Source organism: Azonexus sp., assembly GCF_049652925.1.
Classification (GTDB): Bacteria; Pseudomonadota; Gammaproteobacteria; order Burkholderiales; family Rhodocyclaceae; genus Azonexus.
This window is the reverse complement of record NZ_JBASFI010000012.1, coordinates 295194-321017: the sequence shown is the minus strand read 5'-3', so window position 1 is coordinate 321017 and position 25824 is coordinate 295194. Positions and strand designations below refer to the sequence as shown.

The 25824-nt window shown below is 60.5% G+C and carries 29 protein-coding genes and 1 tRNA gene; 13 read left to right on the top strand and 17 right to left on the bottom strand.

Annotation, left to right across the window (positions count from 1 at the left end; all coding sequences use genetic code 11):
• Window positions 1–11 precede the first annotated feature (11 nt).
• Genes mutS through menD form a run of 3 tightly spaced genes read right to left on the bottom strand, consistent with a single transcriptional unit; the run spans window position 12 to window position 5133 of the window.
• The gene (gene mutS / locus WBK19_RS05700; protein WP_511287770.1) at window positions 12–2606 is read right to left on the bottom strand and encodes a DNA mismatch repair protein MutS; all 2595 of its coding nucleotides are present in this window, start codon (window positions 2604–2606) and stop codon (window positions 12–14) included.
• 37 nt (window positions 2607–2643) lie between these two features.
• A complete protein-coding gene (gene queF / locus WBK19_RS05695) occupies window positions 2644–3495 on the bottom strand; it encodes an NADPH-dependent 7-cyano-7-deazaguanine reductase QueF (protein ID WP_511287768.1) in 852 nt (283 codons plus the stop codon).
• Window positions 3496–3519: 24 nt separating this feature from the next.
• Window positions 3520–5133, bottom strand: a complete 1614-nt coding sequence (gene menD / locus WBK19_RS05690; protein WP_511287766.1) for a 2-succinyl-5-enolpyruvyl-6-hydroxy-3-cyclohexene-1-carboxylic-acid synthase — start codon at window positions 5131–5133, stop codon at window positions 3520–3522.
• 118 nt (window positions 5134–5251) lie between these two features.
• On the opposite strand from menD, the gene WBK19_RS05685 reads away from it, so the two are divergent.
• Window positions 5252–5328, top strand: a tRNA-Asp gene (locus WBK19_RS05685).
• A 142-nt stretch (window positions 5329–5470) separates the two neighbouring features.
• Window positions 5471–5878, top strand: coding sequence for an Hpt domain-containing protein (locus tag WBK19_RS05680; protein ID WP_511287764.1), 408 nt, complete (start codon window positions 5471–5473; stop codon window positions 5876–5878).
• A 12-nt stretch (window positions 5879–5890) separates the two neighbouring features.
• On the opposite strand, the gene WBK19_RS05675 is transcribed toward WBK19_RS05680, so the two are convergent.
• On the bottom strand, window positions 5891–6532 hold the full coding sequence (locus tag WBK19_RS05675; protein WP_511287762.1) for a response regulator: 642 nt from the start codon (window positions 6530–6532) through the stop codon (window positions 5891–5893).
• A gap of 112 nt (window positions 6533–6644) precedes the next feature.
• A complete protein-coding gene (gene smpB / locus WBK19_RS05670) occupies window positions 6645–7094 on the bottom strand; it encodes an SsrA-binding protein SmpB (RefSeq protein WP_226405405.1) in 450 nt (149 codons plus the stop codon).
• Between the two features lie 58 nt (window positions 7095–7152).
• Between smpB and WBK19_RS05665 the strand changes: the two genes are divergently transcribed.
• Complete coding sequence (locus WBK19_RS05665) at window positions 7153–7596, top strand: type II toxin-antitoxin system RatA family toxin (RefSeq protein ID WP_511287761.1); 444 nt, start codon at window positions 7153–7155, stop codon at window positions 7594–7596.
• A complete protein-coding gene (locus WBK19_RS05660) occupies window positions 7589–7912 on the top strand; it encodes an RnfH family protein (RefSeq protein WP_511287759.1) in 324 nt (107 codons plus the stop codon). Before WBK19_RS05665 ends, WBK19_RS05660 begins: the two co-directional genes overlap by 8 nt.
• A 14-nt stretch (window positions 7913–7926) precedes the next feature.
• Here WBK19_RS05660 and WBK19_RS05655 read toward each other — a convergent pair whose 3' ends face one another.
• Complete coding sequence (locus tag WBK19_RS05655; protein ID WP_511287757.1) at window positions 7927–8367, bottom strand: DUF4124 domain-containing protein; 441 nt, start codon at window positions 8365–8367, stop codon at window positions 7927–7929.
• A 111-nt stretch (window positions 8368–8478) separates the two neighbouring features.
• Between WBK19_RS05655 and guaB the strand changes: the two genes are divergently transcribed.
• The gene (guaB, locus tag WBK19_RS05650) at window positions 8479–9942 is read left to right on the top strand and encodes an IMP dehydrogenase (RefSeq protein WP_494648803.1); all 1464 of its coding nucleotides are present in this window, start codon (window positions 8479–8481) and stop codon (window positions 9940–9942) included.
• A gap of 60 nt (window positions 9943–10002) precedes the next feature.
• Complete coding sequence (gene guaA, locus WBK19_RS05645; protein ID WP_511287756.1) at window positions 10003–11637, top strand: glutamine-hydrolyzing GMP synthase; 1635 nt, start codon at window positions 10003–10005, stop codon at window positions 11635–11637.
• A gap of 70 nt (window positions 11638–11707) precedes the next feature.
• Here guaA and WBK19_RS05640 read toward each other — a convergent pair whose 3' ends face one another.
• The 4 genes from WBK19_RS05640 to WBK19_RS05625 are packed head-to-tail and all read right to left on the bottom strand — an operon-like array spanning window position 11708 to window position 14984.
• Window positions 11708–12751 (bottom strand): COX15/CtaA family protein, encoded by a 1044-nt coding sequence (locus WBK19_RS05640; RefSeq protein ID WP_511287755.1) that lies wholly within the window; start codon window positions 12749–12751, stop codon window positions 11708–11710.
• A 7-nt stretch (window positions 12752–12758) separates the two neighbouring features.
• On the bottom strand, window positions 12759–13649 hold the full coding sequence (gene cyoE / locus WBK19_RS05635; RefSeq protein WP_511287753.1) for a heme o synthase: 891 nt from the start codon (window positions 13647–13649) through the stop codon (window positions 12759–12761).
• A 10-nt stretch (window positions 13650–13659) separates the two neighbouring features.
• Window positions 13660–14220: an SCO family protein gene (locus WBK19_RS05630; RefSeq protein ID WP_511287751.1), complete on the bottom strand. Its 561-nt coding sequence runs from the start codon at window positions 14218–14220 to the stop codon at window positions 13660–13662.
• The gene (locus WBK19_RS05625; protein ID WP_511287749.1) at window positions 14217–14984 is read right to left on the bottom strand and encodes an SURF1 family protein; all 768 of its coding nucleotides are present in this window, start codon (window positions 14982–14984) and stop codon (window positions 14217–14219) included. Before WBK19_RS05625 ends, WBK19_RS05630 begins: the two co-directional genes overlap by 4 nt.
• Here WBK19_RS05625 and WBK19_RS05620 point away from each other — a divergent pair.
• Window positions 14983–15183: a twin transmembrane helix small protein gene (locus tag WBK19_RS05620; RefSeq protein WP_511287748.1), complete on the top strand. Its 201-nt coding sequence runs from the start codon at window positions 14983–14985 to the stop codon at window positions 15181–15183. The genes WBK19_RS05625 and WBK19_RS05620 overlap by 2 nt on opposite strands.
• On the opposite strand, the gene WBK19_RS05615 is transcribed toward WBK19_RS05620, so the two are convergent.
• Genes WBK19_RS05615 through coxB form a run of 5 tightly spaced genes read right to left on the bottom strand, consistent with a single transcriptional unit; the run spans window position 15171 to window position 19511 of the window.
• Window positions 15171–16043 (bottom strand): cytochrome c oxidase subunit 3, encoded by an 873-nt coding sequence (locus WBK19_RS05615; RefSeq protein WP_511287746.1) that lies wholly within the window; start codon window positions 16041–16043, stop codon window positions 15171–15173. The genes WBK19_RS05620 and WBK19_RS05615 overlap by 13 nt on opposite strands.
• The gene (locus tag WBK19_RS05610) at window positions 16040–16651 is read right to left on the bottom strand and encodes a cytochrome c oxidase assembly protein (protein ID WP_511287745.1); all 612 of its coding nucleotides are present in this window, start codon (window positions 16649–16651) and stop codon (window positions 16040–16042) included. The genes WBK19_RS05615 and WBK19_RS05610 overlap by 4 nt, the downstream gene beginning before the upstream one ends.
• 4 nt (window positions 16652–16655) lie before the next feature.
• Window positions 16656–16793, bottom strand: coding sequence for a hypothetical protein (locus tag WBK19_RS05605; RefSeq protein WP_511287743.1), 138 nt, complete (start codon window positions 16791–16793; stop codon window positions 16656–16658).
• Window positions 16790–18385 (bottom strand): cytochrome c oxidase subunit I, encoded by a 1596-nt coding sequence (gene ctaD / locus WBK19_RS05600; RefSeq protein ID WP_511287741.1) that lies wholly within the window; start codon window positions 18383–18385, stop codon window positions 16790–16792. The genes WBK19_RS05605 and ctaD overlap by 4 nt, the downstream gene beginning before the upstream one ends.
• A gap of 10 nt (window positions 18386–18395) precedes the next feature.
• A complete protein-coding gene (gene coxB, locus WBK19_RS05595) occupies window positions 18396–19511 on the bottom strand; it encodes a cytochrome c oxidase subunit II (RefSeq protein ID WP_511287739.1) in 1116 nt (371 codons plus the stop codon).
• Window positions 19512–19686: 175 nt separating this feature from the next.
• On the opposite strand from coxB, the gene WBK19_RS05590 reads away from it, so the two are divergent.
• From WBK19_RS05590 to WBK19_RS05580, 3 genes are all read left to right on the top strand, one after another.
• Window positions 19687–20271 (top strand): SCO family protein, encoded by a 585-nt coding sequence (locus WBK19_RS05590; RefSeq protein ID WP_511287737.1) that lies wholly within the window; start codon window positions 19687–19689, stop codon window positions 20269–20271.
• 121 nt (window positions 20272–20392) lie between these two features.
• Window positions 20393–20875 (top strand): tRNA adenosine(34) deaminase TadA, encoded by a 483-nt coding sequence (tadA, locus tag WBK19_RS05585; RefSeq protein ID WP_511287735.1) that lies wholly within the window; start codon window positions 20393–20395, stop codon window positions 20873–20875.
• Window positions 20872–21354: a L,D-transpeptidase family protein gene (locus WBK19_RS05580; RefSeq protein WP_511287733.1), complete on the top strand. Its 483-nt coding sequence runs from the start codon at window positions 20872–20874 to the stop codon at window positions 21352–21354. Before tadA ends, WBK19_RS05580 begins: the two co-directional genes overlap by 4 nt.
• Here WBK19_RS05580 and WBK19_RS05575 read toward each other — a convergent pair.
• Window positions 21324–22073, bottom strand: a complete 750-nt coding sequence (locus tag WBK19_RS05575) for an NRDE family protein (RefSeq protein ID WP_511287731.1) — start codon at window positions 22071–22073, stop codon at window positions 21324–21326. The two genes, WBK19_RS05580 and WBK19_RS05575, sit on opposite strands and share 31 nt — an antisense overlap.
• A gap of 17 nt (window positions 22074–22090) precedes the next feature.
• Window positions 22091–23107 carry a CAF17-like 4Fe-4S cluster assembly/insertion protein YgfZ gene (gene ygfZ / locus WBK19_RS05570; protein WP_511287729.1) on the bottom strand — a complete coding sequence of 339 codons (1017 nt, stop codon included), beginning with the start codon at window positions 23105–23107 and terminating at the stop codon, window positions 22091–22093.
• Between the two features lie 92 nt (window positions 23108–23199).
• Here ygfZ and mltG point away from each other — a divergent pair, with 92 nt between their 5' ends.
• Genes mltG through holB form a run of 3 tightly spaced genes read left to right on the top strand, consistent with a single transcriptional unit; the run spans window position 23200 to window position 25822 of the window.
• Window positions 23200–24195, top strand: a complete 996-nt coding sequence (gene mltG, locus WBK19_RS05565) for an endolytic transglycosylase MltG (protein ID WP_511287726.1) — start codon at window positions 23200–23202, stop codon at window positions 24193–24195.
• Window positions 24192–24806, top strand: coding sequence for a dTMP kinase (gene tmk / locus WBK19_RS05560; protein WP_511287724.1), 615 nt, complete (start codon window positions 24192–24194; stop codon window positions 24804–24806). The genes mltG and tmk overlap by 4 nt, the downstream gene beginning before the upstream one ends.
• A complete protein-coding gene (holB, locus tag WBK19_RS05555) occupies window positions 24803–25822 on the top strand; it encodes a DNA polymerase III subunit delta' (RefSeq protein ID WP_511287722.1) in 1020 nt (339 codons plus the stop codon). The genes tmk and holB overlap by 4 nt, the downstream gene beginning before the upstream one ends.
• Window positions 25823–25824: the final 2 nt, after the last annotated feature.

Sequence of the window (25824 nt, the reverse complement as noted above, 5' to 3'; positions counted from 1 at the left end):
CGGCTAGCCGCTCAACGGAGCAAACCCTTCAGGGCATAGAGCGCATCGAGGGCTTCGCGCGGTGTCAGGCTGTCCGGGTCGATGGCGGCGAGGTGGTCGAGGGCCGGGTGCGGTGCCGCTTCGGCTGGCTCGGGCGCTTCTGGCGAAAAATCCTGGGCGAAGAGGTCGGGTTGCAGCGGATCGACCGTGGCCCGTTGCTCGAATTCGCGCAGCTGCTTGCGGGCGGCGCGGACGACGGCGGTGGGGATGCCGGCTAGTGCGGCGACCTGAATCCCGTAGCTCTGGTTGGCCGGGCCTTCTTCGACGGCGTGCATGAAGACGATGCGGTCGTTGTGCTCGACGGCGCCGAGGTGGACGTTGGCCAGTTCGGTGTATTCGTGCGACAGCCGGGTCATTTCGAAATAGTGCGTGGCGAACAGCGTCAGGCAGCGGTTCTTGTCGATCAGATGGCGCAGGATGGCGAAGGCCAGGGCCATGCCGTCGAAGGTCGAGGTGCCGCGGCCGATTTCGTCCATCAGGACAAGGCTGTTGGCCGTCGCGTGGTGCAGGATGGCGGCAGCTTCGGTCATTTCGACCATGAAGGTCGAACGGCCGGAAGCCAAGTCGTCGGAAGCCCCGATGCGGGTGAAGATGCGGTCGAGCGGGCCGAGCACGCAGCGGTCGGCCGGCGTGTAGCAGCCGATGTGGGCGAGCAGGGCGATCAGCGCCACCTGCCGCATGTAGGTCGATTTACCGCCCATGTTCGGGCCGGTGATGAGCAGCAGGCGGCGGTTTTCAGCTAGCAGGCAGTCGTTGGCGATGAAGGTTTCGGCATTGTTGGCCAGTTCACCCTCGACCACCGGATGGCGGCCGCCTTCCACGGTCAACCCGATTTCTTCGGCAAATTCGGGCTTGCACCAGTTGCGCTTGAGGGCCGTTTCGGCGAAGCCGGCCAGCAGATCGAGATGGGCGACGGCGCGGGCGATGATTTGCAGTGTCGGAATGACCGGTTGCAGTTCGTCGAGAATGGCTTCGTATAGCAGCTTTTCGCGGGCTAGCGCCCGTTCCTGCGCCGACAGCGCCTTGTCCTCGAAAGCCTTGAGTTCAGGCGTGATGTAGCGCTCGGCATTCTTGAGCGTTTGCCGGCGGCGGTAGTCTTCCGGGATTTTCTCGGTATTGGCGTGCGTGACTTCAATGTAGAAGCCATGCACCTTGTTGTACTCGACCTTGAGGCTGCTGATGCCGGTGCGCTCGCGTTCGCGGGCTTCCATGTCGACCAGGTAGGCGCCGCAGTTTTCGTTCAGCGAGCGGTATTCGTCGAGGTCAGCGTCGTAGCCCGGGGCGATGACGCCGCCATCGCGAATCTGGGCGGCCGGTTCGGCACCGATGGAACGGATCAGCAGAGCTAGCGTGGCTTGTGGCGTATCGAGATCGGTAAACAGTTGCGCCACCAGCGGCGAGAAGGCGCCTGCCAGCGGGGCACGCAGGCCATCGAGGCGGGCCAGCGATTCGCGCAGACTGGCTAGATCGCGCGGACGGGCGTTGCGCAGGGCGATACGGCCGGCGATGCGCTCGATGTCGGCGATGCCACGCAGGCCGCGACGGATTTCGCCGGCGATGCGGCCGTAGTCGTCGAGCAGGAATTCGACGGCACCATGGCGAGCGGCAGGAAGATCGCGTTCGCGCAAAGGATGATGCAGCGTGTGCCGGAGCAGGCGCGAGCCCATGCTCGTCACGCAGTTGTCGAGCAGCGAGAACAGCGTCGGCGACGGCTGGCCGCGCAGGGTTTCGGTTAGTTCCAGATTGCGCCGGGTGGCCAGATCGAGGCCGAGGTAGGCGCCTTCTATTTCCACGGTCAAGCCGCGCAGATGGGTCAGTTTTCCAGCCTGCGTTGCCTGCGCGTATTGGAGCAGGGCTCCGGCCGCGGCGACGGCCGGCTTCAGGCCTTCGGCCCCGAAACCGGCGAGGGAAGCAACTTCAAACTGATCGCAGAGCAGGCGGCGGGCCGAGTCGAATTCGAAATACCAGTCCGGCTGGCGGGTGCGGGCGACGTCGAGGCCGAAATTGGGCGTCCAGCTCTCCGGGTAAAGGATTTCGGCCGGACGGATGCGCTCCAGCGCCGCCGGAATCTGGTCGGCCGAGACTTCGAGCAGCACAAATTCGCCGCTGGCCAGATTGAGCCGGGCCAGACCGGCGGTGTTGCGCAGCGTGGTGACTGCGAGTAGCCAGATATCCTGTTTGTCGTCGATCAGCGCCGCATCGGTCAGCGTGCCGGGCGTTACGATGCGCGCTACGGCGCGTTCGACCGGCCCCTTGCTGGTTGCTGGATCGCCGATCTGCTCACAGATCACGGCAGATTCGCCAAGCTTGACTAGGCGGGCGAGGTAGGGTTCGAGCGAATGGAAGGGAATGCCGCACATCTTGATCGGCACGCCGGCCGACTGGCCGCGCGTCGTCAGCGTAATGTCGAGCAGGCGCGCCGCCTTTTCTGCGTCTTCATGAAAAAGCTCGTAGAAATCGCCCATCCGGTAGAACAGTAAAGTGTTCGGGTGGCTGGCCTTGAGCGCCAGATATTGGCGCATCATCGGCGTGTGTTTGGATAGGTCGGGCGCGGCGTCTTTAGTCATGAGCTTGTCGTTTGTTATTTTTTTCAGCGGGCGAAAATTACTGGCGGATTTCGCGGATATTTTCCGGTCGACCGTAGCAATCGCCGCTGCTGCGGAAGGGATTGATGTCGAGGCCGCCGCGCCGGGTGTAGCGGGCGTGGACGGCCAGCGCCTCGGGCGCGCAATGCTTCTGGATGTCGGTGAAAATCCGCTCGACGCACTGTTCGTGGAATTCGTTGTGATTGCGGAAGGAAACGATGTAGCGCAGCAGCCCGGCCCGGTCGATGGGCTGACCACAGTAGCGGATGACAACCATCGCCCAGTCCGGCTGGCCGGTGACCAGGCAGTTGGATTTGAGCAGGTGGGAGAACAGCGTTTCTTCGACGACTTCGCCGGCTTGTGTAGTCAGCAGTTCAGGGGCTGGCTGGTAGCGGTCGCAGGCAATATCCAGATTGTCGAGACAGATGCCTTCCGGGATGCCGATCACGGCTTGCGGGCGGTCGGCGAGCGGTTCGAGTGTGACGCCGAGCGGCTTGCCGGCGGCGGCCGAGAGGTCGCGTTCAAGCGTCTTCGAGACGGCTTTTACGTCGGCGAAAGTGCTCTGGTTGAAGGAATTCAGGTAAAGCTTGAAGGACTTCGATTCGATCAGGTTCGGGCTGTCGGCCGGCACGCGGAAGGTGCCGACAGCAACCACCGGTTTGCCCTTCGGGTTGAGCCATGACAGTTCATAGGCATTCCACAAATCCTCGCCGACAAAGGGCAGGGCGCCATCGGCAATGCCTAGTTCGTTGCGCTTGAGCTGGCGCGGAATGGGGTAGAGCAACTCGGGTGTGTAGTGGCTCTGGTATTCCGTGGCCTTGCCCAAGGGCGAGGCACTGCTCGGGTCGGTTGCGTTGATCGAGAAATTCATGGGGGCCGATTTTACCGCAAGGCCTCAAGGCATCTGCAGTTCGATCAGATGCGGGCCACCGGCGGCGAGCGCCGCGCGCAGGGCCTTTCTGAATGCATCAATCGACTCGGCGCGGCCAAAGCCAAGACCGAAGGTCAGCGCCGCATGTTCGAAGCTGATTTGTTGCGGGGTACGCCAGCCACGCTCGAACTCGGGTAATTGGCGCTGGGGCAGGTGATCGAAAATGCCGCCCCCGGCGTTGTTGACCACAACAATCACCGCATTTCGACCCTGGGCCAGCGCCAGTCCGCCGAGGTCATGCTGGGTGGTCAAGTCGCCGAGCAGGGCAACGACATTGCCATGAACTGCGGCAATCCCCATGGCAGTCGATATGTTGCCGTCAATGCCGCTGGCACCACGGTTGCCGTAAAAGTGGATGGCTTTTTCGCCGCAGCCTGACAGGCTGTCCATCTGGCGGATGGCCAGCGAATTGCCGATGAAGAACGGCGTGGCATCCGGAATTTCTTCGAGCATGACTGCAATGTGGCCAGCGTCGGCCCCCTTCGCTGCGGCAGCCTCTTGGTCGACAAAATCCTGCCGCCAGCTACCGGGGGCGGCAACGAGCGATTCTGCCAACAGTGCGGTACAGAATTCGCCAGGCTCAGCGCGGAACAGATGGGTCAGCCGATGGGCGGGATCACTCCAGCCTGGCCATGGTTCGACCACGGCGTGGGTCTTCCGGATTTCGCTCACGTAGTTTTGCAGGTTGCGGGTAACCGGGAAGGCACCGAAGCGCAGGACCCATTCCGGTTGGTGCTGGTCGGCGAATGCCTGATTGCTCAGCCAGTGGTTGTAACGAACGCACAGATGCGAGCGATCAAGATCGCCGTAGCGCAGTCCGGACAGCGGTTCGGCGAGGATCGGGGCATTGAGCCGTTCGGCCAGGGCGGCAATGGCATTGCAGTTTTCGCGATGTACCGGCAATTCGCCGCAGACTATGATGCCGGGACGTCCGCTGATGCGGCTGGCGAAGTCGCGCATATCCTCCTCGACTGGCTGCAGCGCCGGGTGCGCAACGCGGATGGCTTCCGGTATTTCCGCCTCGGCGGTATCCGCCAAAGGATGCAGTGGCTCGCGGAACGGCTGGTTGATGTGGACAGGGCCTGGGTGAGGCCAGGTCGCCTGCTCATAGGCGCGGGCGGCGAGGCGGTGCAGGTAAGCCGGATCAAATCCGTCATGCGGAGTGCCAAGCGCGTGGCTGGCGCGGACGTGGGGGCCGAAAAGCCCGATCTGCTCGATGGTCTGATTGGCCCCGCAACCCTGCAGTTCCGGTGGACGGTCAGCCGAAATCAGGAGGAGCGGTACGCCGGACTGGCTAGCCTCGATCACGGCCGGCAGCCAGTTGGCCGGGGCTGTGCCGGAGGTGGCCAGGATCAGTACTGGTCGCCGGCTGGCCTTGGCGATGCCAAGCGCAAAAAAAGCCGCGCCTCGCTCGTCGATCACAACATGGCAGCGCAGTCGGGGCTGGCGCAACATGGCCAGCGCCAGCGGCGTCGAGCGCGAGCCGGGGGATATGACGGCATCGCTGGCGCCCGCAGCGACAAAGCCGGCGACCATGGCTTGCGACCAAGAGAAGTTGAGCGTACCGGTATCGGTCATCGTTTCCGTTGCACGGCTGAAAACGTCAAATTGTAGTCGTAGCCGGGCACCCGGAACCATGGCCCCGTGCTATTATTCGCCGCTCGTTGCCGCCCGCCAAAACCGGGCGCCATGATACGGAGTGGTAGTTCAGTTGGTTAGAATACCGGCCTGTCACGCCGGGGGTCGCGGGTTCGAGTCCCGTCCACTCCGCCAACTACCGTCAAGCCCGAAAGCTTCTGCTTTTCGGGCTTTTCTGTTTCTTGGGTGGCTTCCCTAGGGTAACACCGGGTTCCCTGCCTTTTTCCGCAGGCATAAGCTATGACCGAATAATACAAATAAGCCAAGGTATTCGGTAATGTCTGAGAGCGGCAGTAATCGTAACGGTAGCGACTTCTGCAATCTGGAGTATTTGCTGGTTAATCTGGGACGAAACCAGGCGGCTGCAGAACGACTGGTTAACATATTTCTTGAGAATGCCCCGACCTTATGTCGGCGGCTGGAAGACGCAGCAAAACAAGGCGATCTGCCGGCTCTGAGGGACGTGCTGCATGACATTCGCAGTAGCTGTGTGCTGTTCTCAGGGAACCAATGTCTCGATCAGGCTCGTGAGATCGAACAACTGGTTCGCCAACAACTTCTCGAAGCGCCGATTGGTAATTCCGCACCAGTAGCTGACTGGCCGTCGATGTCGGCCCCCTTGAGTCATTGCTTACAGTGCATGGCAGCAGAACTGGCTGGCTTTCTGGTAGAGAGGGAAGACTGAGTCGCTATCCGTTCAGGGGCAACTGACGATGCCTGTATGGAGCGCAAATCGTGTCAAGCCGGTTACGTCGTGGACGCCTATTTTTTCCATCAGGCGACTGCGGTGAAACTCGACGGTTTTCGGGCTGATGCCCAGTTCGCGGGCAATTTCCTTGGTGGTTCTGCCTGATGCGACATGGCGGAGAATCTCGGTTTGCCGCGTGGTCAGTCGAGAGTTCTGTCCGGAATCGTTTTCGGCTTCCGAGCGCAAGTTCATTGCACTGAGCTTTGGCGACAGGAAGCTTCCTCCATCGAGCATCATGGTCAAGGCCTGAACCAGCTCGGCAAGAACGAAGTCCTTTAGCAAATAGCCATTGACGCCAGCAGCAAGCGCCTGTTCGACAATTTCCTGGCGGTCAATGCTGGACAGCACAAGGATTCTGGTTTCCTGATCGAACTGGCGGATAGTACGCGCCACCTCAATGCCTGATGGTCCGGGCATGGCGATATCGAGCAGGACAACGTCGGGTTGGCAACTGCGGATGGCCGCGATAGTTTCATGGCCATCGGCACATTCGGCTTCAATCAGATATCCAGGAAGTGTCTCGATAATCGCGCGGATCCCGGCGCGTATCAATAACTGGTCATCTGCGAGAACAATTCGTATCGTTTTCATGGTCATCACAAGGATAAGCCAAAGTTCCGCAGCCTGGGGTGCTAAACGCCATAGTCATTTGTGCGTATGGCAATACGACGAACAAAAATGATACAGCTAAAACCGGCTGGTTTTAGTGAAGGCGTTCTTTCATGGCGCGCTGAGCTTCCCGCTTCGAGTCTTTATCCAGCGCATCGGCACGTTTGTCGTGCTGTTTCTTGCCCTTGGCCAGGCCGATTTCAAGCTTGATCCGTCCACGCACGAAATGCAGGTCGATGGGAACCAGAGTGTAACCAGCCCGCTCAACCTTGCCGATCAGCTTGCCGATTTCGTTGGCATGCAAGAGCAGCTTTCGCGTGCGTATCGGGTCATGCTGGTTGTGCGTGGAGGCGGTCGCCAGCGGGCTGATATGCATTCCAATCAAGTAGATTTCGCCACTCTTGATGATGACGTAGGATTCCTTGATATTCATTCGGCCGGCACGAATGGCCTTGACCTCCCAACCTTCGAGGGCGATCCCGGCTTCGTACTTTTCTTCGACAAAGTAGTCGTGAAAGGCTTTTTTGTTGACCGTAATGCTCATGCTACCGGCTGTTCCTTTAAAATCGCGATTCTACAGGAAACAGGAATACTGCCGCTGCATGGCCCTCGTTGAAAAGACCGTCTTGATCGAGCAATCCGCCGAACGCATGTTCGAGCTGGTGGACCGTTGCGAGGATTACCCTGCGTTCCTGCCCTGGTGCAGCCATACCGAGGTGAAGTGTCGGGATGCGGTGAAAACAGTTGCCACGTTGCACATCAATTACCATTCGGTTAAGTCCAGTTTTACGACGGAAAACGACAAGGAATTTCCTCTGCTGATGAAAATTCGCCTGGTTGATGGTCCGTTTCGTCATCTGGAGGGGTCATGGCGTTTCAGGGCGCTGGCTGAAAATGCCTGCAAGATTGAGTTCCAGTTGCACTATGAGTTTTCCAGCAAATTGTTCGAGAAGGTGATCGGCCCGGTGTTCAGCCATATTGCCAATACGTTCGTCGATGCCTTCGTGCGCCGTGCCACGCAGGTTTTTGGAGTCAGCCATGGCTGAAATGTTGAGTGTCGAAGTTTGCTACGCCCTGTCAAACAAGCAGGAACTTGTCCGCCTCAAATTAAATGACGGGGCTACCCTGCAGCAGGCGCTAGAGGCTTCCGGGTTGCTCGAGAAATATCCTGAAATTGACCTGAAGAAAAACAAGTTCGGTATCTGGAACAAGCTTTCAAAACCTGACTCTGTGCTGCGCAATCTGGATCGAGTCGAAATTTACCGGCCGCTGATCGCCGACCCCAAGGAGGTTCGGAAGCAACGCGCGGCTGAGGGCAAGGTAATGAAAAAAGGCGCCGGGGATTCCGACGCCGAGGCTTGAGTCGCGATTCCTGCTTATTTGCAGGAGTCAGCCATAACCTTGCGAGCGCGCTCGATTTCCTGATCACGCTGTGAGGTGTCCATCACCTTGCGCTCGCCGTTGTCGTCGAGGGTGCTGATCGGCTGATTTGATTCGAGTGTTGCTACACTGCGCCGGGCCCGTTCGCAGTTCTCGCGTTTTTCTGATTCAGCTGCCAGTTTGTCGGCTTTCTCCCTAGCCTCCTGCTGCCTTTTTTTGAAGTCGAGATCTTTTTCCGCCGTAGTCTTCGGCGCGTCGGCGACTTTGGGCGCGTCGCCTGTTTTTTCAGGAAGGGCCTCAGAAACAACCGCTGGTTTCATGCCGCCGATGGATCGTCGTCCCTTGGCCGTGGCCGGTGGCGGCACGTCTGAAACCACCGTCTGGCCGTTGCTGTCCTTCCACTGAAATGTTTCCGCGTGGGTGGAAAAGCTTGCCACGGTCAACGGGAAAAACAGGGCAAAAATGAAGGTAGATCTCGAGGTCATCTGGGTTTCCTTGGCTTTTCTGTATAATACGATTTTGTGACCTTGGATTAAAGGCTAAAGGCCATGCGACTGCTGCAAAAAGCACTGACTTTCGACGACGTACTGCTCGTCCCCGCACATTCCCAGATACTTCCCCGCGATGTTAGCCTGGCTACCCGGCTGACCCGCAACATTACCCTGAACCTGCCCTTGCTCTCCGCCGCCATGGATACCGTGACGGAAGGCCGCCTCGCCATTGCGATGGCGCAGGAGGGCGGAATCGGCATTATTCACAAGAATCTGTCACCCAAGGCACAGGCGGCCGAAGTGGCCAAGGTGAAGCGTTTTGAGTCTGGTATCCTCAAGGATCCGATCACCGTTTCGCCGACCATGACCGTGCGTGATGTGATCGAGATCACTCGCCAGTACAAGATTTCCGGACTGCCGGTGATCGATCGTTCAGGCAAGGTTGTTGGCATAGTCACCAATCGCGACCTGCGCTTTGAGACCAATCTCGATCAGCCGGTCAAGGCCATCATGACGCCACGCAAGCGTCTGGTTACCGTCCGGGAAGGCGCCAGCGTCGAGGATGCCAAGGAGCTGATCCGCAAGCACCGTCTTGAGCGCGTGCTGGTCATCGACGATGAATGGCATATGCGTGGTCTGATCACCGTCAAGGACATTCTGAAGTCCACTGAACATCCGCTCGCCAACAAGGATTCGTCCGGACGCCTGCGCGCCGGCGCTGCAGTCGGCGTCGGGGCTGGTACCGAAGAGCGTGTCGAATTGCTGGCCGAAGCCGGTGTTGACGTCATCGTGGTCGATACTGCCCATGGCCACTCGCAAGGCGTCCTTGATCGTGTCCAGTGGGTCAAGAAAAACTATCCGCAGATTGAAGTTATCGGCGGCAATATCGCTACCGCCGATGCAGCGCGGGCGCTGGTTGATATGGGTGCCGATGGCGTCAAGGTCGGTATTGGCCCGGGTTCGATTTGCACGACGCGAATCGTTGCCGGTGTCGGCGTGCCTCAAATCACCGCCATCCAGAACGTTTCCGATTCGCTCAAGGGTACGGGCGTACCGATGATTGCCGACGGCGGCATTCGTTACTCCGGTGACATCGCCAAGGCGATTGCAGCGGGTGCCGATACGGTCATGCTCGGTGGTCTGTTTGCCGGTACCGAAGAAGCACCGGGCGAAGTCGAACTGTTCCAGGGGCGTTCCTACAAGTCCTACCGTGGTATGGGCTCGCTGGGTGCCATGCAGGCCGGTTCGTCGGATCGCTATTTCCAGGAAACGACATCCAATGTCGACAAGTTCGTGCCAGAAGGTATCGAGGGTCGCGTTCCCTATAAGGGCTCCGTGCTTGCCGTGATCCACCAGTTGATGGGTGGCCTGCGTTCGTCGATGGGTTATCTTGGTAGCCCGACCATCGCCCACATGCATGACAATGCCTGTTTCGTCGAAATCACCTCGGCTGGCATCCGCGAATCTCACGTCCACGACGTGCAGATCACCAAGGAAGCGCCGAACTACCACCTCGACTGATCTTTTCCGTGTTACTGAGGGCGGCTCCGGGAGCCGCCCTTTTTATTCAAGGTTTTGAAAATGGCTCACCAGAAAATCCTCATTCTCGATTTCGGTTCCCAGGTCACCCAGTTGATCGCCCGGCGCGTCCGCGAAGCCAAGGTGTTCTGCGAAATTCATCCGTACGACGTTTCGGACGAGTTCATTCGCAGCTACGGCGCCCAGGGCATCATCCTGTCCGGTGGCCCTAGTTCGGTTACTGAAGGTGATACGCCGCGTGCTCCGGAAATCGTTTTCCAGCTGGGTGTTCCGGTGCTTGGCATTTGCTACGGCATGCAGACTATGGCCCAGCAACTGGGTGGCCAGGTGATGACCGCCGAAGCGGCGGGTAAGTCGCGCGAATTTGGCTATTCGGAAGTCCGTGCCCATGGTCACACGGCACTCCTTAACGATATCGCCGACTTCTACAGCCCGGAAGGCCACGGCATGCTCAAGGTCTGGATGAGCCACGGCGATTCCGTGATGGAGCTGCCGGCAGGCTTCGTCAAGATGGCGTCGACCGCTTCGTGCCCGATTGCCGCGATGGCCGACGAGAGCCGCAAGTTTTACGCCGTCCAGTTCCACCCTGAGGTGACACACACGCAGCAGGGCCGCGCCATTCTCGAACGCTTCGTGCATGGCATTTGCGGCTGTGGCACGGATTGGGTCATGGGCGACTACATCGCCGAAGCCGTCGATGCTATCCAGCGCCAGGTTGGTGATGAGGAAGTCATCCTCGGCCTGTCCGGTGGCGTCGATTCCAGCGTTGCCGCGGCGCTGATCCACAAGGCGATCGGCGACCAGCTGACCTGCGTCTTCGTCGATCACGGACTGCTGCGCCTGAACGAAGGTGACATGGTCATGGACATGTTCGCCCGCAACCTTGGCGTCAAGGTTATTCGCGTCGATGCAGTTGAGGACTTCATGGGCAAGCTGGCCGGCGTTTCCGACCCGGAGCAGAAGCGCAAGATCATCGGCAAGGAATTCGTCGAGGTGTTCCAGGCTGAATCCAAAAAATTGCCCGCAGCCAAATGGCTGGCTCAGGGCACCATCTACCCGGATGTCATTGAGTCGGCCGGCAAGGGCAAGAAGGGCGCCCATACCATCAAGAGTCACCACAACGTCGGTGGTCTGCCGGAAGACATGCATCTCAAGCTGCTCGAACCGCTGCGTGAACTGTTCAAGGACGAGGTTCGCGAACTCGGCGTGGCGCTTGGTTTGCCGCGCGAGATGGTCTATCGCCATCCGTTCCCCGGGCCGGGGCTGGGTGTCCGTATTCTTGGCGAAGTTACGCTGAAAGCCGCTCATCTGCTGCAGCGTGCCGACGCCATTTTCATCGATGAATTGCGCGCGACGCATGCTACCGAGCGTGATGTGGCTGCTGGTGCCTGTACTGCGGCCGATATCGGCAAGAGCTGGTACGACCTGACCAGTCAGGCCTTCGCCGTCTTCCTGCCGGTCAAGAGCGTTGGCGTGATGGGCGACGGGCGTACCTACGAAAACGTGGTTGCCTTGCGCGCCGTGGTGACCAGTGATTTCATGACGGCCCACTGGGCGCACCTGCCCTACGAACTGCTCGGTCGCGTCTCGAATCGGATCATCAACGAAGTCCGTGGTCTGAACCGGGTTGTGTACGACGTTTCTGGCAAGCCGCCGGCGACGATCGAGTGGGAATGAGCTAGCGCCACAGGCAGAAAAGACAGAGCCCGGTTTTTCCGGGCTTTGTCTTTTTCCAACCGGAAATCATTCAACCGGCTGCGGTCTTTGATGTGCCGCTCAGGGCTGACGCACCCGATGCCGGGAGGCGCTGGCGATAGAGGCTGATATTGAGCGTCAGCGTCGCCGTCAGCAGCAGCGCGGCGCCGAGGTTATGGGCGACGGCGATGGCCAGTGGCAGGCCGAGCAACACGTTGGCAATGCCTAGGCTGAGTTGTGCCAGCAGTAGAAGCGCCAGCAAGCCGCCCCATACTTGCCAATGTCGCCTGCCGGTTTTGAACAGGGTGAGCGCGAGCAGGCCGACCACCAGTGAAACCAAGGCAGCGCCCAGACGGTGGCTCCAGTGAATCGCCGTCAGGGCGGTGTGCGGCAGTAACTGGCCATCGGCCGTCTCGCCCAGTTCGCGGTGCAGGCTGAAGGCGTGGGCAATATCCATCTCCGGCTGCCATTGGCCCTGACAGGTCGGGAAATCCGGGCAGGCGAGAGCGGCGTAGTTGCTGCTGACCCAGCCGCCGAGGGCGATCTGGATGGCAATTGCCAGCAAGGCAGCGGCCGCTAGCAGGCGCATGCCGGGACTGACAGCGGAATCCGGCCTTGCATCGCGTCCGGCTACGCTCATGCCGACGAGGATGGAGAGCGTCGCTATGCCGCCGATCAGGTGCAGGGTAACGATGACAGGCTTGAGCAAGAGGGTGACAGTCCACATTCCCAGCGCCGCCTGCACGGCAACGATGCCGAGCAGCGCGGTCGGCAGGGCCGGCGACTGGCGGCTGCGGTATTCCTTTCGCCAAGCGAGGATGCACAGCGCCAGAATCAGCAGGCCCAGGGTGCCGGCAAGATAGCGATGGAGCATTTCCTTCCATGCCTTGCTGGTATCGAGCGGTCGGTCCGGGTAGGCTTGCGCGGCCGCTTGCTGTTCGTGGTGTGCCTCGGGGACGCCCAGCCAGTGGCCGTAGCAGCCTGGCCAGTCGGGGCAGCCGAGGCCGGCGTCGGACAGGCGGACGTAGGCGCCGAGGGCGATGACGGCGAAGGCGAGCAGGGTAGCGACGAGCAGCAGGCGGCGGTAGAGGCGCATTGGTGGATCAGAACAGGCGGTCGATGAAGAGGGCGGCGAAGAGCAGGGTCAGGTAGAGGATGGAGTAGCGGAAGGTGCGGCGGGCCAGGGCGTCGCTGTAGTTGCGGCAGAGGGCGATGGCGTAGCCGAGGAAGACGAGGTCGAGGAGGCTGATGGCGATCAGGTAGAACGTGCCGCTCATGCCGAGCGAGACCGGGATCAGGCTGGCCGCGGCGAGCATCACGGTGTACCAGAGGATGTGCTGGCAGGTGAATGTGATCCCGTGGGTGACCGGCAGCATGGGCAGGCCGGAACGGGCGTAGTCGTCGCGCCGGTAGCAGGCCAGTGCCCAGAAGTGTGGCGGGGTCCACAGGAAGATGATCAGGAAGAGAACCAGCGGTTCGGCCGAGACATGGCCGGTCATCGCCGTCCATCCGAGCAGCGGCGGCATGGCGCCGGAAGCACCGCCGATGACGATGTTCATGGGCGTCGCCGGTTTGAGGATCAGCGTGTAGATGACGGTATAGCCGACGAAGGTGGCCAGCGTCAGCCACATGGTCAGGTCGTTGATGAAGTTGTGCAGCAGCCACAGGCCGGTGGCGCCGAGGGCGGTGGCTAGCGTGATCGTTTCAAGTGGCGAGATGTCACCGCGCGCAGTGGCGCGCCAGCTGGTGCGGGCCATCTTGGCATCGACGGTCCGCTCGACCAGGCAGTTCAGTGCGGCGGCAGCGAAGGAGACCAGCGCGATGCCGAGCGAGGCGACCGTGAAGCGCAAGAGCGGCGGGAAATCCGGCGTCGCCAGGCACATGCCGATCATTGCGGTGAATACGATCAGGCTGTTGACCCGTGGTTTGCACAGGTGGCTGAAGGCGGCCAGACGCTGGCCGAGGCTCAGGGTGGGTGCTGTCGCGGTGTGCATGGAGATTCTCCTAGCCGGTCCAGGCGTATTTGAGCAGGCGCTCGAGGTCGGCGCGCATGCCTTGGGGGCTGGCGTCGGGGGGGTAGGTCATGATCACGAGCCCCTGTGGATCGATCAGCAGCACGGGATCGGATATTTCTGCCAATGTATCGGGCGAGGCGGTCAGCACCGTAAGGTCGGGCTGGCTGACGTGCAAGGCGAGCAGGGCCGGGTCGTTTGGCTGGTCGGTCAGCACGGCGCGGCTCAGGCGGCCCATGTTTTTGTAGAGGGCGACGTGGATGCGGCGCATTTCGTCGAGACGGTTCGTGCAGTCGGCGGCACAGGGGCCGCTGACATGGAGCACGAGTTTCCATTTTTCGGCATTTTTTCCGGTTGACCGTAGGATTTGCTCTGGCAGGTGCCGAGGCGGGTTGAGCAGGTGGCCGTGATGCCCAATCCGGGATGGTTGCCAGCCACCGAAGTAAAGGCCGGCGCCGATGACGAAGGGCAAGGCCAGCAAGCCGACGATCAGCGCCAGCATCAGCCGACCCTGGCGCTGGTTGGGGAGCGGATGGATGGCGACGCTGCTCATGGCCGGCGAAACAGAAAATAGCCCCAGATGCCGAGGCTGGCGATGGCAAAGCCGAACCACTGGAAGGCGTAGCTGCGGTGGCGGTCGGCCCGTTCGTCGGGGCGCGGCCAGTCACGGACATAGCCGCCCGGCGCCGTCGGGTCGAGCTGAATGATCAGGCCTTGCAGGGGATAGGGCACAGCCGAGCGGAAGCGTTCGATGTCGAGGTTCTGCCAGACCGGTGCCCAGCCGCTGGTCGGTTGCGGCGCCAGGTTGAAGAAGCGCTGGGTGGGCAGCACGGCGATGCCGCTCAGTTCGATTTCGCCGGCCGGCACCTCGGCCGCCGGCTGATGCTGATGGTCGGCTGGGGCAGGTAGCCAGCCGCGATTGACCAGCACATGCATGTTCGATCCGGCCAGTTGCAGGGGCGTGATGACGTGATAGCCGGCCTGTTCCTGATACAGGCGGTTGTCGATCAGCACCTGATGGGCGGCGTCGTAGCTGCCGCGCAGGATGACCCGGTGGTGACGCAGGGAATGAACATTGGCCAGCGTGGTCGGCATGGCAATGGCCGCATCGTGGCTGCGGGTGTTGAGTTCGCTTTGCTGCGCGGTTTTCGTCTCGGCCTTGCGCCACTGCCAGAGGCCGAGCGAAATGAAGGCCGGCAACAGGAAGGCAAGCAGCAGCCCGCCGAGGATCGCTGACTGCTTGCGGCTGGACCTTGCCGCTCGGCCCGGCCGGCGCGCATACTGAGGCACGGAAATCCGCTCGGAGGCGTCATCCATGCTCAAGCTACTGGTCGTTTTGCTGTTGTTGGCCATAGTTGGCAGCCTGTTCTCCGGGCTCTTCTATCTCTACCGCGACCAGGGGGCCGGCGAGCGGACGGTGCGGGCGCTGACCCTGCGCATCGGGCTGTCCATCGCGCTCTTTCTGGTGTTGCTGGCCGGGTTCAGGTTCGGTCTCATTCCCGGCTACACCCAGTAAACGAAGACGAAGAGGATCAGCCAGACCACATCGACGAAGTGCCAGTACCAGGCCACCGCCTCGAAGGCGAAGTGGCGCTCGGCGCTGAAATGGCCGCTCAGGCTGCGCAGCAGGATGACCGCCAGCATGATGGTGCCGAGCGTGACGTGGAAACCATGGAAACCGGTCAGCATGAAGAAGGTCGCCCCGTAGGCGCCGGCGCCCATGGTCAGACCGAGTTCGTTGTAGGCGTGGTGATATTCGTAGGCCTGAAAGCCGAGGAAAACGCTACCGAGCAGGACCGTGGCCGCGAGACCAAGGATGAGATGGCTACGCTGGTTGCGCAGCAGCCCCCAGTGCGCCCAGGTGACGGTGGCGCCGGAACTCAGCAGCAGGGCGGTATTGAGCGCCGGAATGCCCCAGGCACCCATTGGCGTGAAGGGGGCGCCTTTCGGGCCGCTGGTCGGCCAGGTCCCGGCGAATTCGGGCCACAGGCTGAAGCCGTGGGCGCCTTCCATGCCGCCCAGGGTCGGAACCGAAATGACCCGGACGTAGAACAGCGCGCCGAAGAAGGCGGCGAAGAACATCACCTCGGTGGCGATGAACCAGATCATGCCGTAGCGGAAGGATCGGTCCTCCCAGTCGCGGTAGGATCCGCTCTGCGATTCGCCGATGACCTTGCCAAACCAGCCGAACAGCACATAGAGGATGACAGCCGTACCGCCGAACATGACCCATTTGCCGGGGCCGAAATTGTTGATGAGCTGAATGAAGCCCAGGGCAAGCAGGAACATGCCGGCCGAAAGGATGACCGGGTACAGGCTGGGTTGCGGAACGAAGTAATGTTCCTCGGTTGTGGCATGGGCTGAACTGGTTTTCATCGGGGCTCCCCGCTACTGGTCAGTGTCTGGCGTTGTCCATCGATGCTGAAAAAGGCGTAGGACAGGGTGATGTGGCGGATGTTGCGGTCGACCTCTGGTTTGACGATAAAAGCCAGTGGCATTTCGCGCGCTTCACCCGGCCCCAGCGTCTGTTGCGAAAAGCAGAAACACTCGATTTTTTCGAAATGCTGGGCCGCCTGGCCGGGGGTTACGCTCGGCACGGCTTGTCCGACAATTGTGCGATTCGACGTGTTGCGCACCAGGTAGCTGACCTGCTGCAACTCACCCGGATGGATGTCGAGGCTGATCGTCAGTGGTCGCATGTCCCAAGGCAGGCCGGGCATCACGGTGCCGGTGAATTCGACACGGACGGTGCGCCCGGTATCGACCTTCGAGGCTGGGCCAGCAGCGGTTTGCAGGCCACCTACGCCGAATCCGTCGCGGATCACGCTAGGCCCGGCTGTCTTGCCATTGAAGCCCGTGGCTGCGCAAAGCACGTCATAAAGCGGCACCAGCGCGAAGGCAAAAACGAAGGCCCCGGCCACCATCAACAGCAGCTTGCCGATCAGGCGATTGTGGCTGGCTGGGGTGGGTTGGGCCTGTTCCATGGTGCTAACGCTTGATGAACAAGCCGATGAGGTAAATGACCAGAACGACGGCGCCAAGAAGCCAGCCAAGGCGGCGCGATGCGGCACGGCGGCGGGCGAGATCGGCATCGGTGAAGGCCGGGGTCATGTACTCCTCGCTCATTTGATCACCGGCTGGATTTCCCAAGTATGGTGGGGCGGCGGCGAGGGCAGCTCCCATTCCAAGCCTTCCGCCCCCTCCCAGACTTGGTTGTCGACCTTGGTCCCACCGCGCACGCAACACCAGATGTTCCAGGCAAAGAGCAACTGGCTGATGCCGAGGACAAAGGCGCCGACGGTCGATATGGCATTGAATTCGGCGAACTGCAGCGCATAGTCGGGAATGCGCCGCGGCATGCCGGCCAGGCCGAGGAAGAATTGGGGAATGAAAGTCAGGTTGAAAGAAAAGACGGTCAGCCAGAAATGCAGCTTGCCGAGCTTTTCGCTGTACATGTGGCCGGTCCATTTCGGCAGCCAGTAATAGACCCCGGTCATCACGCCCATGATGCCGCCGGCGAACAGCGCGTAATGGAAGTGGGCGACGACGAAGTAGCTGTGATGGTACTGGGCGTCGGCGGCGACGTCGGCGAGGATCAGACCAGTCAGGCCGGCGATGCCGAACAGCACGATGAAGCCGACGGCGAACAGCATCGGCGTCTCGAAAGTCATCGCCCCCTTCCACATGGTGGCGATCCAGCAGAAGAACAGCACGGCCAGTGGCAGCGAAATGGCCATGGTGCTGAACATGAAGTAGATCAGGGCTGGCACCGGCAGGCCTGCGGTGAAGAAGTGGTGCGCCCAGACCACCACCGAAAGCAGGCCGATGGCGATGAAGCTGTAGACCTGTGCCTTGTAGCCGTAGGTCGGCTTGCGCGAGAAGGTGGACAGCACGTGCGGCATCAGCCCCCAGACCGGCAGCAGCAGGATATAGACCTCGGGGTGGCCGAAGAACCAGAACAGGTGCTGGAAGAGAATGGGGTCGCCGCCACCGGCGGCATCGAAGAAATGCGTGCCGAAATGGCGGTCGGTGAGCAGCATGGTCACCGCGCCGGCCAATACCGGCAGCGTGGCGATCAGCAGGAAGGCGGTGATCAGCCAGCCCCAGGCGAAGAGCGGCAGCTTCATCATGGTCATGCCCGGCGCCCGCATGTTAAAGATGGTGACGATGATGTTGATCGAGCCCATGATCGATGAAATACCAAGGATATGCACGGCCAGGATGGCGAAATCGACGCCCATGCCGCCCTGCACTGAGAGCGGCGCGTAGAAGGTCCAGCCGGTGGCCAGCGCGCCGTCGCCGATGCCGAACAGGGCCAGTGTGAAGGGCAGGGTGAGCAGGATGGCGGCCGGCGGCAGCAGCCAGAAACCCCAATTGTTGAGACGGGGTAGCGCCATGTCGGGCGCGCCGATCATCAGCGGCAGCATCCAGTTGGCGAAGCCGGTGGCGGCCGGCATCAACGCCGCGAAGATCATCACCAGTGCGTGTACGCCAATCAGCTGGTTGAAGAATTCCGGCTTCATCAACTGCAGGCCGGGCTGGAACAGTTCGGCGCGGACGGCGAGAATCATCAAGCCGCCGACGAAGAACATGATCAGCGAGAAAGTCAGGTACATCGTGCCGATGTCCTTGTGATTCGTCGTCGTCAGCCAGCGCATCAGGCCGCCGGGGTAATGTTCGGTCGGGTGTTCGGCGGCGTGGGTGGTGGCTGTGCTCATCGCTCGTCTCCTAGCGCAGGGACTTGATCTGGGCAGGCTGGATCATGTCGCCCATCTGGTTGCCGAAACTGTTGCGTTCGTAGGTGATGACGGCCGCCAGCTCGACATCGGACAGGCTGGCGCTGAAGGCCTGCATCGCCGTGCCGGTCTTCCCGTGCAGCACCCGGTCAACATGGCTGTCCTTGATCACCTTGCCGTTCATGTCGAGCAACGGCCCGCTGACGATCTTGCTGCCGGCCAGCGCCGGGAAGGCTGGGGGCAAACCCTTGCCATCCGGCTGGTGGCAGGCGGCGCAAACCTTTTCGTAGACTGCCTTGCCCTCGGCGACCAGTTCGTCCTTGCTCCAGGTACGGTCGGCTCCGCCTGCCGCTGTTTTGGCCTCGGCTTTTTGCGCCTCGACCCAGGCGAGATACTCGGGCTCCGGCACGGCATGGACGACCACCGGCATGAAGCCGTGGTCCTTGCCGCACAGTTCGGCGCACTGGCCGCGGTAGATGCCGGGCTTTTCGATCAGCACCCAGGTTTCGCGCAGGAAGCCGGGAATGGCATCGCGTTTGACGCCGAATTGCGGCACCCACCAGGTGTGGATAACGTCAGTTGAGGTGAGCAGGATGCGCACCTTCTTGCCGACCGGCAGCACAACCGGCTTGTCGACTTCGAGCAGGTAGTGTTCGCCCTTGGCCTCGGAATTGCTGATCTGGTCGCGTGGCGTGGCCAGCGTGCTGATGAATTTGACCCCGGATTCCGGGTACTCGTACTGCCACTTCCATTGCATGCCGGTGACCTTGAGGACCATGTCGGCCTTGGTCTGGGTGTCTTCCATGTTGATGATGGCCTGCACGGCCGGGATGCCCATCAGCACGAAGTCGATGAAAAGCAGGATGGCGAAGGGGATGAATGCCCAGAACCATTGCAGCGCGCCTGTCGGCCCGGAGAACTTGGCCGGCGCGTGGCCGCTGCTCTTCCTGTGCTTGATCATCGAGTAGATCATGATGGCGAACACCACCACGAACAGGATGGTGATGATCAGCATGAACTCGTTGTGGATGTGCAGCGTTTCCCGGGCGATGGGCGTGACCGGCTCGGGGAAATTAAACTTGTACTCAGCGCTGGCTACAGCTGGCAAGAGTAGGGCGGAAGGAGGGAAAAGGCTGCGTAGCAGCCGGACAACAGAATTTACCTCTGCGCTTTGCGCAGCCTGAGTCTCAAGCGTACAACTCGCCATTCCGTTCCCTCCCCTTGTGAGAACCGACCTCTAGCCTGAGAATCAATGTTCCTGAAATAGTTCAGAAAAAATTGTCATGATGAATCGCCGTCTCTTTCTCGCGCTGTCCATGGCTGTCTTGCTCTCCTGCAAGCGGCTGCCGGTGACATTTCGAAATACCGATCTGACCGGCGCCACTTTCGGGCGTCAGCTGGCGCTGGTCGACCATCATGGTCTGCCGCGCTCGCTGACTGACTTTCAGGGCAAGGCGGCGGTGGTCTTCTTCGGCTATACCTCCTGCCCGGATATTTGTCCGACCATGCTGGCCAAGCTGGCTGATGTAATGAAGGCACTTGGCAGCGACGCCGAACGGGTGCAGGTGCTGTTCGTCACGGTCGATCCTGAGCGCGATAGCGCCGACCGGCTGAAGGATTTCGTGCCGTGGTTCAACCCGACATTTCTTGGCCTGCGTGGAGACTACGCGCAAACCACGGCTGCGACCGAAGAGTTTCGCGTCTTCGCGGCTCGTAAGCCGGTTGAAGGTGAACTGGGCTATGTCATCGATCATTCGACGGGCGCCTATGTCTTCGATCCGGCCGGTCGCTTGCGGCTCTATGTCAAGGACACGAGCAGCGTTGATGACATTACTGCCGACATCCACCTGTTGCTGCAGGGCAACTAGGGCGAGCCCACCCTGCGGCGCTATACTTGCCGGCCTTCCGAACCCCATTTTTTGGCCACAGCTTTATGAATGATCCAGTTTTTCGCCTGCCGATTTTTCCCGTTTTTGCTGGCAATTTGGCATGAGCGACGAAGCAGCACTTGGTCTCAGCGACGAGTTTTTCATGCGCGAAGCGATGTCCTTGGCGCGCGCTGCCGAGTGCCTCGGCGAGGTGCCGGTTGGCGCCGTCGTGGTCCTCAACGGCGTCATTGTCGGTCGCGGCTTCAACTCACCCATCGGCGAGAGCGACCCGACAGCCCATGCCGAAATTGCCGCCTTGCGCGATGCGGCACGCGTGCTCGGCAACTACCGTCTGCCGGGGTGCGAACTGTTTGTCACGCTGGAGCCTTGCGCCATGTGCGCCGGGGCCATCATGCATGCGCGGATCAGCCGCGTCATTTACGGTGCGCGCGACGCCAAGACCGGCGTGCACGGCAGTGTCGTGGACCTGTTTGGTGTTGAGCGGCTGAATCATCATGCAACGGTCGAAGGTGGCGTGCTGGCGGATGAATGCAGCGCCATGTTGTCCGCCTTTTTCGCTGGCCGGCGCAAGAAATCATCATGAAACTGCATATTTCGGTGGCACGCCAGGCGATGACCGTCTTCGACGATCAGGGCGAGATTCTCCGCGAGTACCCGGTTTCGACGGCCAAGGCCGGGGTCGGCGAGGTGTCCGGTAGCTACCAGACGCCGCGCGGTCGACACATCATTCGGGCAAAAATCGGTGCCGATCAGCCGGAAAATACGGTCTTCGTTCGTCGTCGCCCGACCGGCGAACTCTGGTCACCCGCGCTGGGCGAGGAATTCCCCGGTCGCGACTGGATCCTGACACGCATTCTCTGGTTGTCAGGTCGCGAAGCCGGCTGCAATCGGCTGGGCTGTGTCGATACCATGCGCCGCTATATCTACATCCACGGCAGCCCGGATTCGGCGGAAATGGGTTTGCCTGGTTCGCATGGCTGTGTTCGTATGCGCAACGCCGACATCGTCGACTTGTTCGACTTGGTGCCTTGTTATTCGGAAGTCGAGATCACCGAGGACTGAATCGGCTGGCCGTTCGGGCCAAAACTGTTTTCGTGAACCGTGATATTGCCGTCAGCGTCTTGCCAGACCAGCGTCGAGGCACGCGTGCCATAGCTTTCCGATTTGACGAAGATGGCTGACAGCAGACGTTCCCATTCGATTGGAACGCCTGTGCTCGGCAGGTTTTCATCGGCAACGATGGTTTGGTCGGCTAGCAGTTCGAAAAATGCCGACTCATCCGGCAGGCGCGGCAGGGCTTCGGCAAACCGCTGGCGGGCGGTGAGCAGTTTGGGCCAGGGGCTGTCGAGCAGGTGATTCGATAACCCGTAAATGCCCGGTGCCAGCGGACGTGGCTTGCCATCGCGATTCGAGCAATAGACGAGCGTTTTGCCGTCACCCAGCAGCAGGTTGAAGCCCGAATATTGCGTGCCATCGATATGCGCAGCGTATTCCTCCGCCGACGAGCAGGCAGTCAGGAAACCGCGCGTCAGCGCGCCGCGAGACTGCGCACCCTTGGCCATACCCGGTTCACGGACGTTGGTGACCGCTGCGAGGCGTCCGGATTCGCCGATCCCCAGCCAAGTGCCACCGGCCTCTAGATCAAGCCCGCCGATGATTTGCGGCGCATCAGGCCAGCGCGCCAGGGGCGCGGTTGGCCTGGCGTAGAACTCGTCACGATTGGCCGCGACGACCAGCGGGTAATCCGGATGAACCCGCCAGCCGACAACGATCAGGCACATTTCATTTTTGGCCGTTTTTACGGGTTGACCGCAGCAGCCTGGATGGAAGGGCCGTCCAGCGAACCAAGACGGACATTGCCAGCGAAATTGCTCTGGATGACGGCCAGTGCTTCGTAACCGCCGGCCGGTGACGGTGCAACGGTCATCACCGTGCCGCAGGACTGATCCGGGTTGTCGGGCGAATGCAGAACGTCGCCGGCCTTGAGTTCCTGCGCGCTGGTCACGCGATGCAAATGGCGTTTGACCTTGCCGAGGTACTGGGTGCGGGCCACGATTTCCTGACCCGGATAACAGCCCTTGTGGAAACTGACGCCGCCAATCTTTTCGAAATCGGCCATTTGCGGGACGAACTCTTCCTTGGTGGCCAGAGTGACGAGAGGGAAAGCGGCCTGGATATCGAGCCAGCGCCAGGCGGGGAGGCCTGCCGGGCGAGCTTTGACGGAGAGTTTTTGCCACAGCGCGGCCATCGCCGACTCGGGTGCCACGACCATGAAACGGGTAGCGTCGAGGCGAATGACGGTCGTGCCGTCGGTTGCCGAGGTGCTCATCACTTCAGCCGGGCAGGGCAGTCCCGCGTCAGCCAGTGCCTCTTCAGCCTGTGGCCCGGAAAGGCCAAGCATGATGGAAGTGTCGGTTTGCGCGGCCAGTTTTACTTTGGCCCGTAAAACAAACATTTGCAGGCGTTTTTGCGTTGCTTCCAGGAGGTCGGCGGCCAGTGCCAGGAAATAGCGCTCGCCCTGGCGCCAGACGACGAAACTCGCCTGCATGCGGCCCTTGGCGTTGCACCATCCGGAGTGCTGCGCCTGGCCATCACTCAGATGATTGATATCACTGGTGAACTGGCTGTGCAGGAAGGCCTTGGCCTCTTCACCCGTGGCTTCGACAAGGCCAAGGTGGGTGAGCGGAACGACGACGGTCTGCTGCGTTGCGGCAAGTAGTTCGCCGGCGGCATCGCCGAAGTTGAGAAGCTCGGTCGAATCGTTGTCGAAGACACCTTCGGTCGATTCCAGAAAGCTGCGCCAGTGGGGATTCATGAGGGCTCCTGAGGGGGTTTCGGATATTATATCGCTCGTTATAACGTGCTCGTTCCACACGGGCAAGACCTGCTTGCTCCCTTCGAGTTCCCGTGCGCTTCCTACTCAAGATTTCCCTCCCGATATTTTTGCTGTTGGTGGCCGCGGCCGGTGGCCTGTGGTGGTGGGCTAATCAGCCCCTGCAACTGAGCAATTCGCCGCTCGATTTTCGGGTGACAGCCGGCAGCAGCCTGCGTTCAGCCATCACCCAGATGCGCGATGCGGGCATCGCCGTCGAGCCAACTTTGCTCGCCACCCTTGCTCGTCTCAACCGCGCCGATACGGCGATCAAGGCGGGGAGTTATGCGGTTAAAACGGGGGTTACCCCCATGCAACTGCTCAACAAGCTGCTCAAAGGCAAGGTGACGCAGGGCGAACTGACCTTGGTTGAAGGCTGGACTTTCCGCCAGTGGCGCGGACGCATGGATAAGCATCCCGATCTGAGCCACGAAACGAGCGGCATGAGCGAAGCCCAAATCATTGCGCAATTGGGGCTCAGTGTCAGGAGTCTGGAAGGCCAGTTGTTTCCGGATACCTACCTTTTCGACAAGCAGTCGAGTGATTTGGAGCTACTGGCTCGGGCCAATCGGGCCATGCTGCGCAAACTCGATGCCGAGTGGGCTCAGCGTGCGGCCGGGTTGCCCTACAAGACGCCAGATGAGGCGTTGGTCATGGCCTCGATTGTCGAAAAGGAAACCGGGCGCGAAGCGGATCGGAATCTGGTCGCTGCTGTATTCGTCAATCGCCTGCGCAAGGGTATGTTGCTGCAAACCGATCCGACGGTGATCTATGGTCTGGGTGAGAGCTTCGACGGAAATCTGCGAAAGCGCGACCTGCTAACCGACACCCCGTACAATACCTACACTCGCCCCGGCCTGCCGCCGACGCCGATCTCCATGCCCGGGCAGGCTTCCTTGCGCGCAGCGCTCAATCCGGCTCAAAGCGAGGTTCTTTATTTTGTCGCACGTGGCGATGGCAGTAGCCAGTTTTCGCCGACGCTGGATGAACACAACAACGCAGTCAATAAATATCAGAGGGGTGGGAAGTGAAAGGTAAATTCATCACTTTCGAAGGCATAGATGGCGCAGGAAAAAGTAGTCATGTCGAGTGGCTGGCCCAATTCCTGCGAGCACGCGGTGTTGTCGTCCAAGTGACGCGCGAACCGGGTGGTACCGAGCTGGGCGAAAAACTGAGGGAATTGCTGCTCAACGAGCCGATGCATCTGGAGACTGAAACCCTTCTGATGTTTGCCGCCCGTCGTGAGCACCTGGCCAAATTGATCGAACCGGCGCTGGCCCGTGGCGAATGGGTAATCTGTGACCGCTTCAGCGATGCCACCTACGCCTATCAGGGCGGTGGCCGCGGGCTGGATCGCGCCAAGTTTCTGATTCTGGAGCATTGGGTGCACGAACATCTGCAACCTGATCTGACGCTATTGTTCGACCTTCCGCTCGACATTGCCCGCGAGCGGATCGTGCTGGCTAATCGGGTGCTCGACAAGTTCGAACAGGAGCGGGTCGATTTCCATGAACGTGTTCGTCAGGCTTATCTGGAAAGAGCACATGCGAGCCCGAGCAGAATGCGCGTTGTTAACGCTGATAACACCATTGAAAATATTCGCGAACAACTTGAACAAATTATTGCAGTTATTTGTTTATGAACGTTATTGATCTTCATTCGAAGGTCTGGGCAGGATTGCAGGCAAGGCGGAAGCAATTGCCGCATTCGCTGTTGCTGGTTGGCCAAAAAGGCTTGGGAAAATATGAGTTGGCGAGGCGTTTCGCGGCCAGTTTGCTCTGCGAATCGCCATCAGTCGACGGCTTGGCTTGCGGGAAATGCCTGGCGTGCAATTGGTTCGAGCAGGGCAACCATCCCGATTTTCGCTTGCTGCAGCCCGATGCGCTCGGTGAAGAAGCTGAGGTCGAGGATGGCAAGAAAAAGCCTAGCCAACAGATCACTATCGATCAGGTGCGGGGACTCGATGAATTCTTCAACATCGGTACTCACCGCGGCGGATTGCGGATCATTCTGGTCAACCCAACCGAGGCAATGAACCGCAGTACAGCAAATTCACTTCTCAAAACACTTGAAGAACCCGCTCCAGATACATTGTTTTTAATGGTTTCAAGCGAACCGATGCGTTTGCTGCCCACCATTCGCAGCCGCTGTCAGGTCGTGCCAGTGCCGGTGCCTTCAATGAAACTCGCGGAGAAGGTTTTGGTTGACGATGGTGTCGCCCAAGCTGAACGCTGGTTGGCTCTAGCGGGTGGTTCACCTGGGTTGGCACTGGAGCTTGCAGCATCCGGGCAAGGTGCGTGGCTTGAGTTGCTGACAACCCGATTGGGGGCAGGCCGCAAGGGTGACCCAATGACAACCGCAGCCGAACTCGAAAAAGCCGTCAAGGACAGCAAAGGCAAAGTGGCGTTGAAACACGTTACCGAAGCTTTGCAGAAATGGATGGTCGATTTGACGCTCGCAAGGAATGGCCTGCCTGTCCGATATTTTCTGCCGCAACAAGCCATTATTTCAGGCTTGGCTGATATGATTCCCCCTGCACGCCTGATTCAGTCCTATCGGGCCCTGATTACACGTCGCCAGGAGGCCGAGCAGCCGCTCAATGCGCGCCTCTTCCTGGAAAGCCTTTTTCTGGATTATCGAGCACTGTTTGCCAATTGATC

Excerpts from the sequence above, each read along its gene's own strand:
- WBK19_RS05580 (WP_511287733.1), top strand. The coding sequence starts at position 20,872 with ATGAAACTGCATATTTCGGTGGCACGCCAGGCGATGACCGTCTTCGAC.
- mutS (WP_511287770.1), bottom strand. The coding sequence starts at position 2,606 with ATGACTAAAGACGCCGCGCCCGACCTATCCAAACACACGCCGATGATG.
- ygfZ (WP_511287729.1), bottom strand. The coding sequence starts at position 23,107 with ATGAATCCCCACTGGCGCAGCTTTCTGGAATCGACCGAAGGTGTCTTC.
- WBK19_RS05625 (WP_511287749.1), bottom strand. The coding sequence starts at position 14,984 with ATGGATGACGCCTCCGAGCGGATTTCCGTGCCTCAGTATGCGCGCCGG.
- cyoE (WP_511287753.1), bottom strand. The coding sequence starts at position 13,649 with ATGCACACCGCGACAGCACCCACCCTGAGCCTCGGCCAGCGTCTGGCC.
- WBK19_RS05605 (WP_511287743.1), bottom strand. The coding sequence starts at position 16,793 with ATGAGCGAGGAGTACATGACCCCGGCCTTCACCGATGCCGATCTCGCC.
- WBK19_RS05680 (WP_511287764.1), top strand. The coding sequence starts at position 5,471 with ATGTCTGAGAGCGGCAGTAATCGTAACGGTAGCGACTTCTGCAATCTG.
- WBK19_RS05640 (WP_511287755.1), bottom strand. The coding sequence starts at position 12,751 with ATGCGCCTCTACCGCCGCCTGCTGCTCGTCGCTACCCTGCTCGCCTTC.
- WBK19_RS05660 (WP_511287759.1), top strand. The coding sequence starts at position 7,589 with ATGGCTGAAATGTTGAGTGTCGAAGTTTGCTACGCCCTGTCAAACAAG.
- WBK19_RS05575 (WP_511287731.1), bottom strand. The coding sequence starts at position 22,073 with ATGTGCCTGATCGTTGTCGGCTGGCGGGTTCATCCGGATTACCCGCTG.
- guaA (WP_511287756.1), top strand. The coding sequence starts at position 10,003 with ATGGCTCACCAGAAAATCCTCATTCTCGATTTCGGTTCCCAGGTCACC.
- WBK19_RS05675 (WP_511287762.1), bottom strand. The coding sequence starts at position 6,532 with ATGAAAACGATACGAATTGTTCTCGCAGATGACCAGTTATTGATACGC.
- queF (WP_511287768.1), bottom strand. The coding sequence starts at position 3,495 with ATGAATTTCTCGATCAACGCAACCGACCCGAGCAGTGCCTCGCCCTTG.
- ctaD (WP_511287741.1), bottom strand. The coding sequence starts at position 18,385 with ATGAGCACAGCCACCACCCACGCCGCCGAACACCCGACCGAACATTAC.
- menD (WP_511287766.1), bottom strand. The coding sequence starts at position 5,133 with ATGACCGATACCGGTACGCTCAACTTCTCTTGGTCGCAAGCCATGGTC.
- tadA (WP_511287735.1), top strand. The coding sequence starts at position 20,393 with ATGAGCGACGAAGCAGCACTTGGTCTCAGCGACGAGTTTTTCATGCGC.
- WBK19_RS05665 (WP_511287761.1), top strand. The coding sequence starts at position 7,153 with ATGGCCCTCGTTGAAAAGACCGTCTTGATCGAGCAATCCGCCGAACGC.
- guaB (WP_494648803.1), top strand. The coding sequence starts at position 8,479 with ATGCGACTGCTGCAAAAAGCACTGACTTTCGACGACGTACTGCTCGTC.
- holB (WP_511287722.1), top strand. The coding sequence starts at position 24,803 with ATGAACGTTATTGATCTTCATTCGAAGGTCTGGGCAGGATTGCAGGCA.
- WBK19_RS05590 (WP_511287737.1), top strand. The coding sequence starts at position 19,687 with ATGATGAATCGCCGTCTCTTTCTCGCGCTGTCCATGGCTGTCTTGCTC.
- WBK19_RS05630 (WP_511287751.1), bottom strand. The coding sequence starts at position 14,220 with ATGAGCAGCGTCGCCATCCATCCGCTCCCCAACCAGCGCCAGGGTCGG.
- smpB (WP_226405405.1), bottom strand. The coding sequence starts at position 7,094 with ATGAGCATTACGGTCAACAAAAAAGCCTTTCACGACTACTTTGTCGAA.
- WBK19_RS05615 (WP_511287746.1), bottom strand. The coding sequence starts at position 16,043 with ATGAAAACCAGTTCAGCCCATGCCACAACCGAGGAACATTACTTCGTT.
- WBK19_RS05620 (WP_511287748.1), top strand. The coding sequence starts at position 14,983 with ATGCTCAAGCTACTGGTCGTTTTGCTGTTGTTGGCCATAGTTGGCAGC.
- WBK19_RS05610 (WP_511287745.1), bottom strand. The coding sequence starts at position 16,651 with ATGGAACAGGCCCAACCCACCCCAGCCAGCCACAATCGCCTGATCGGC.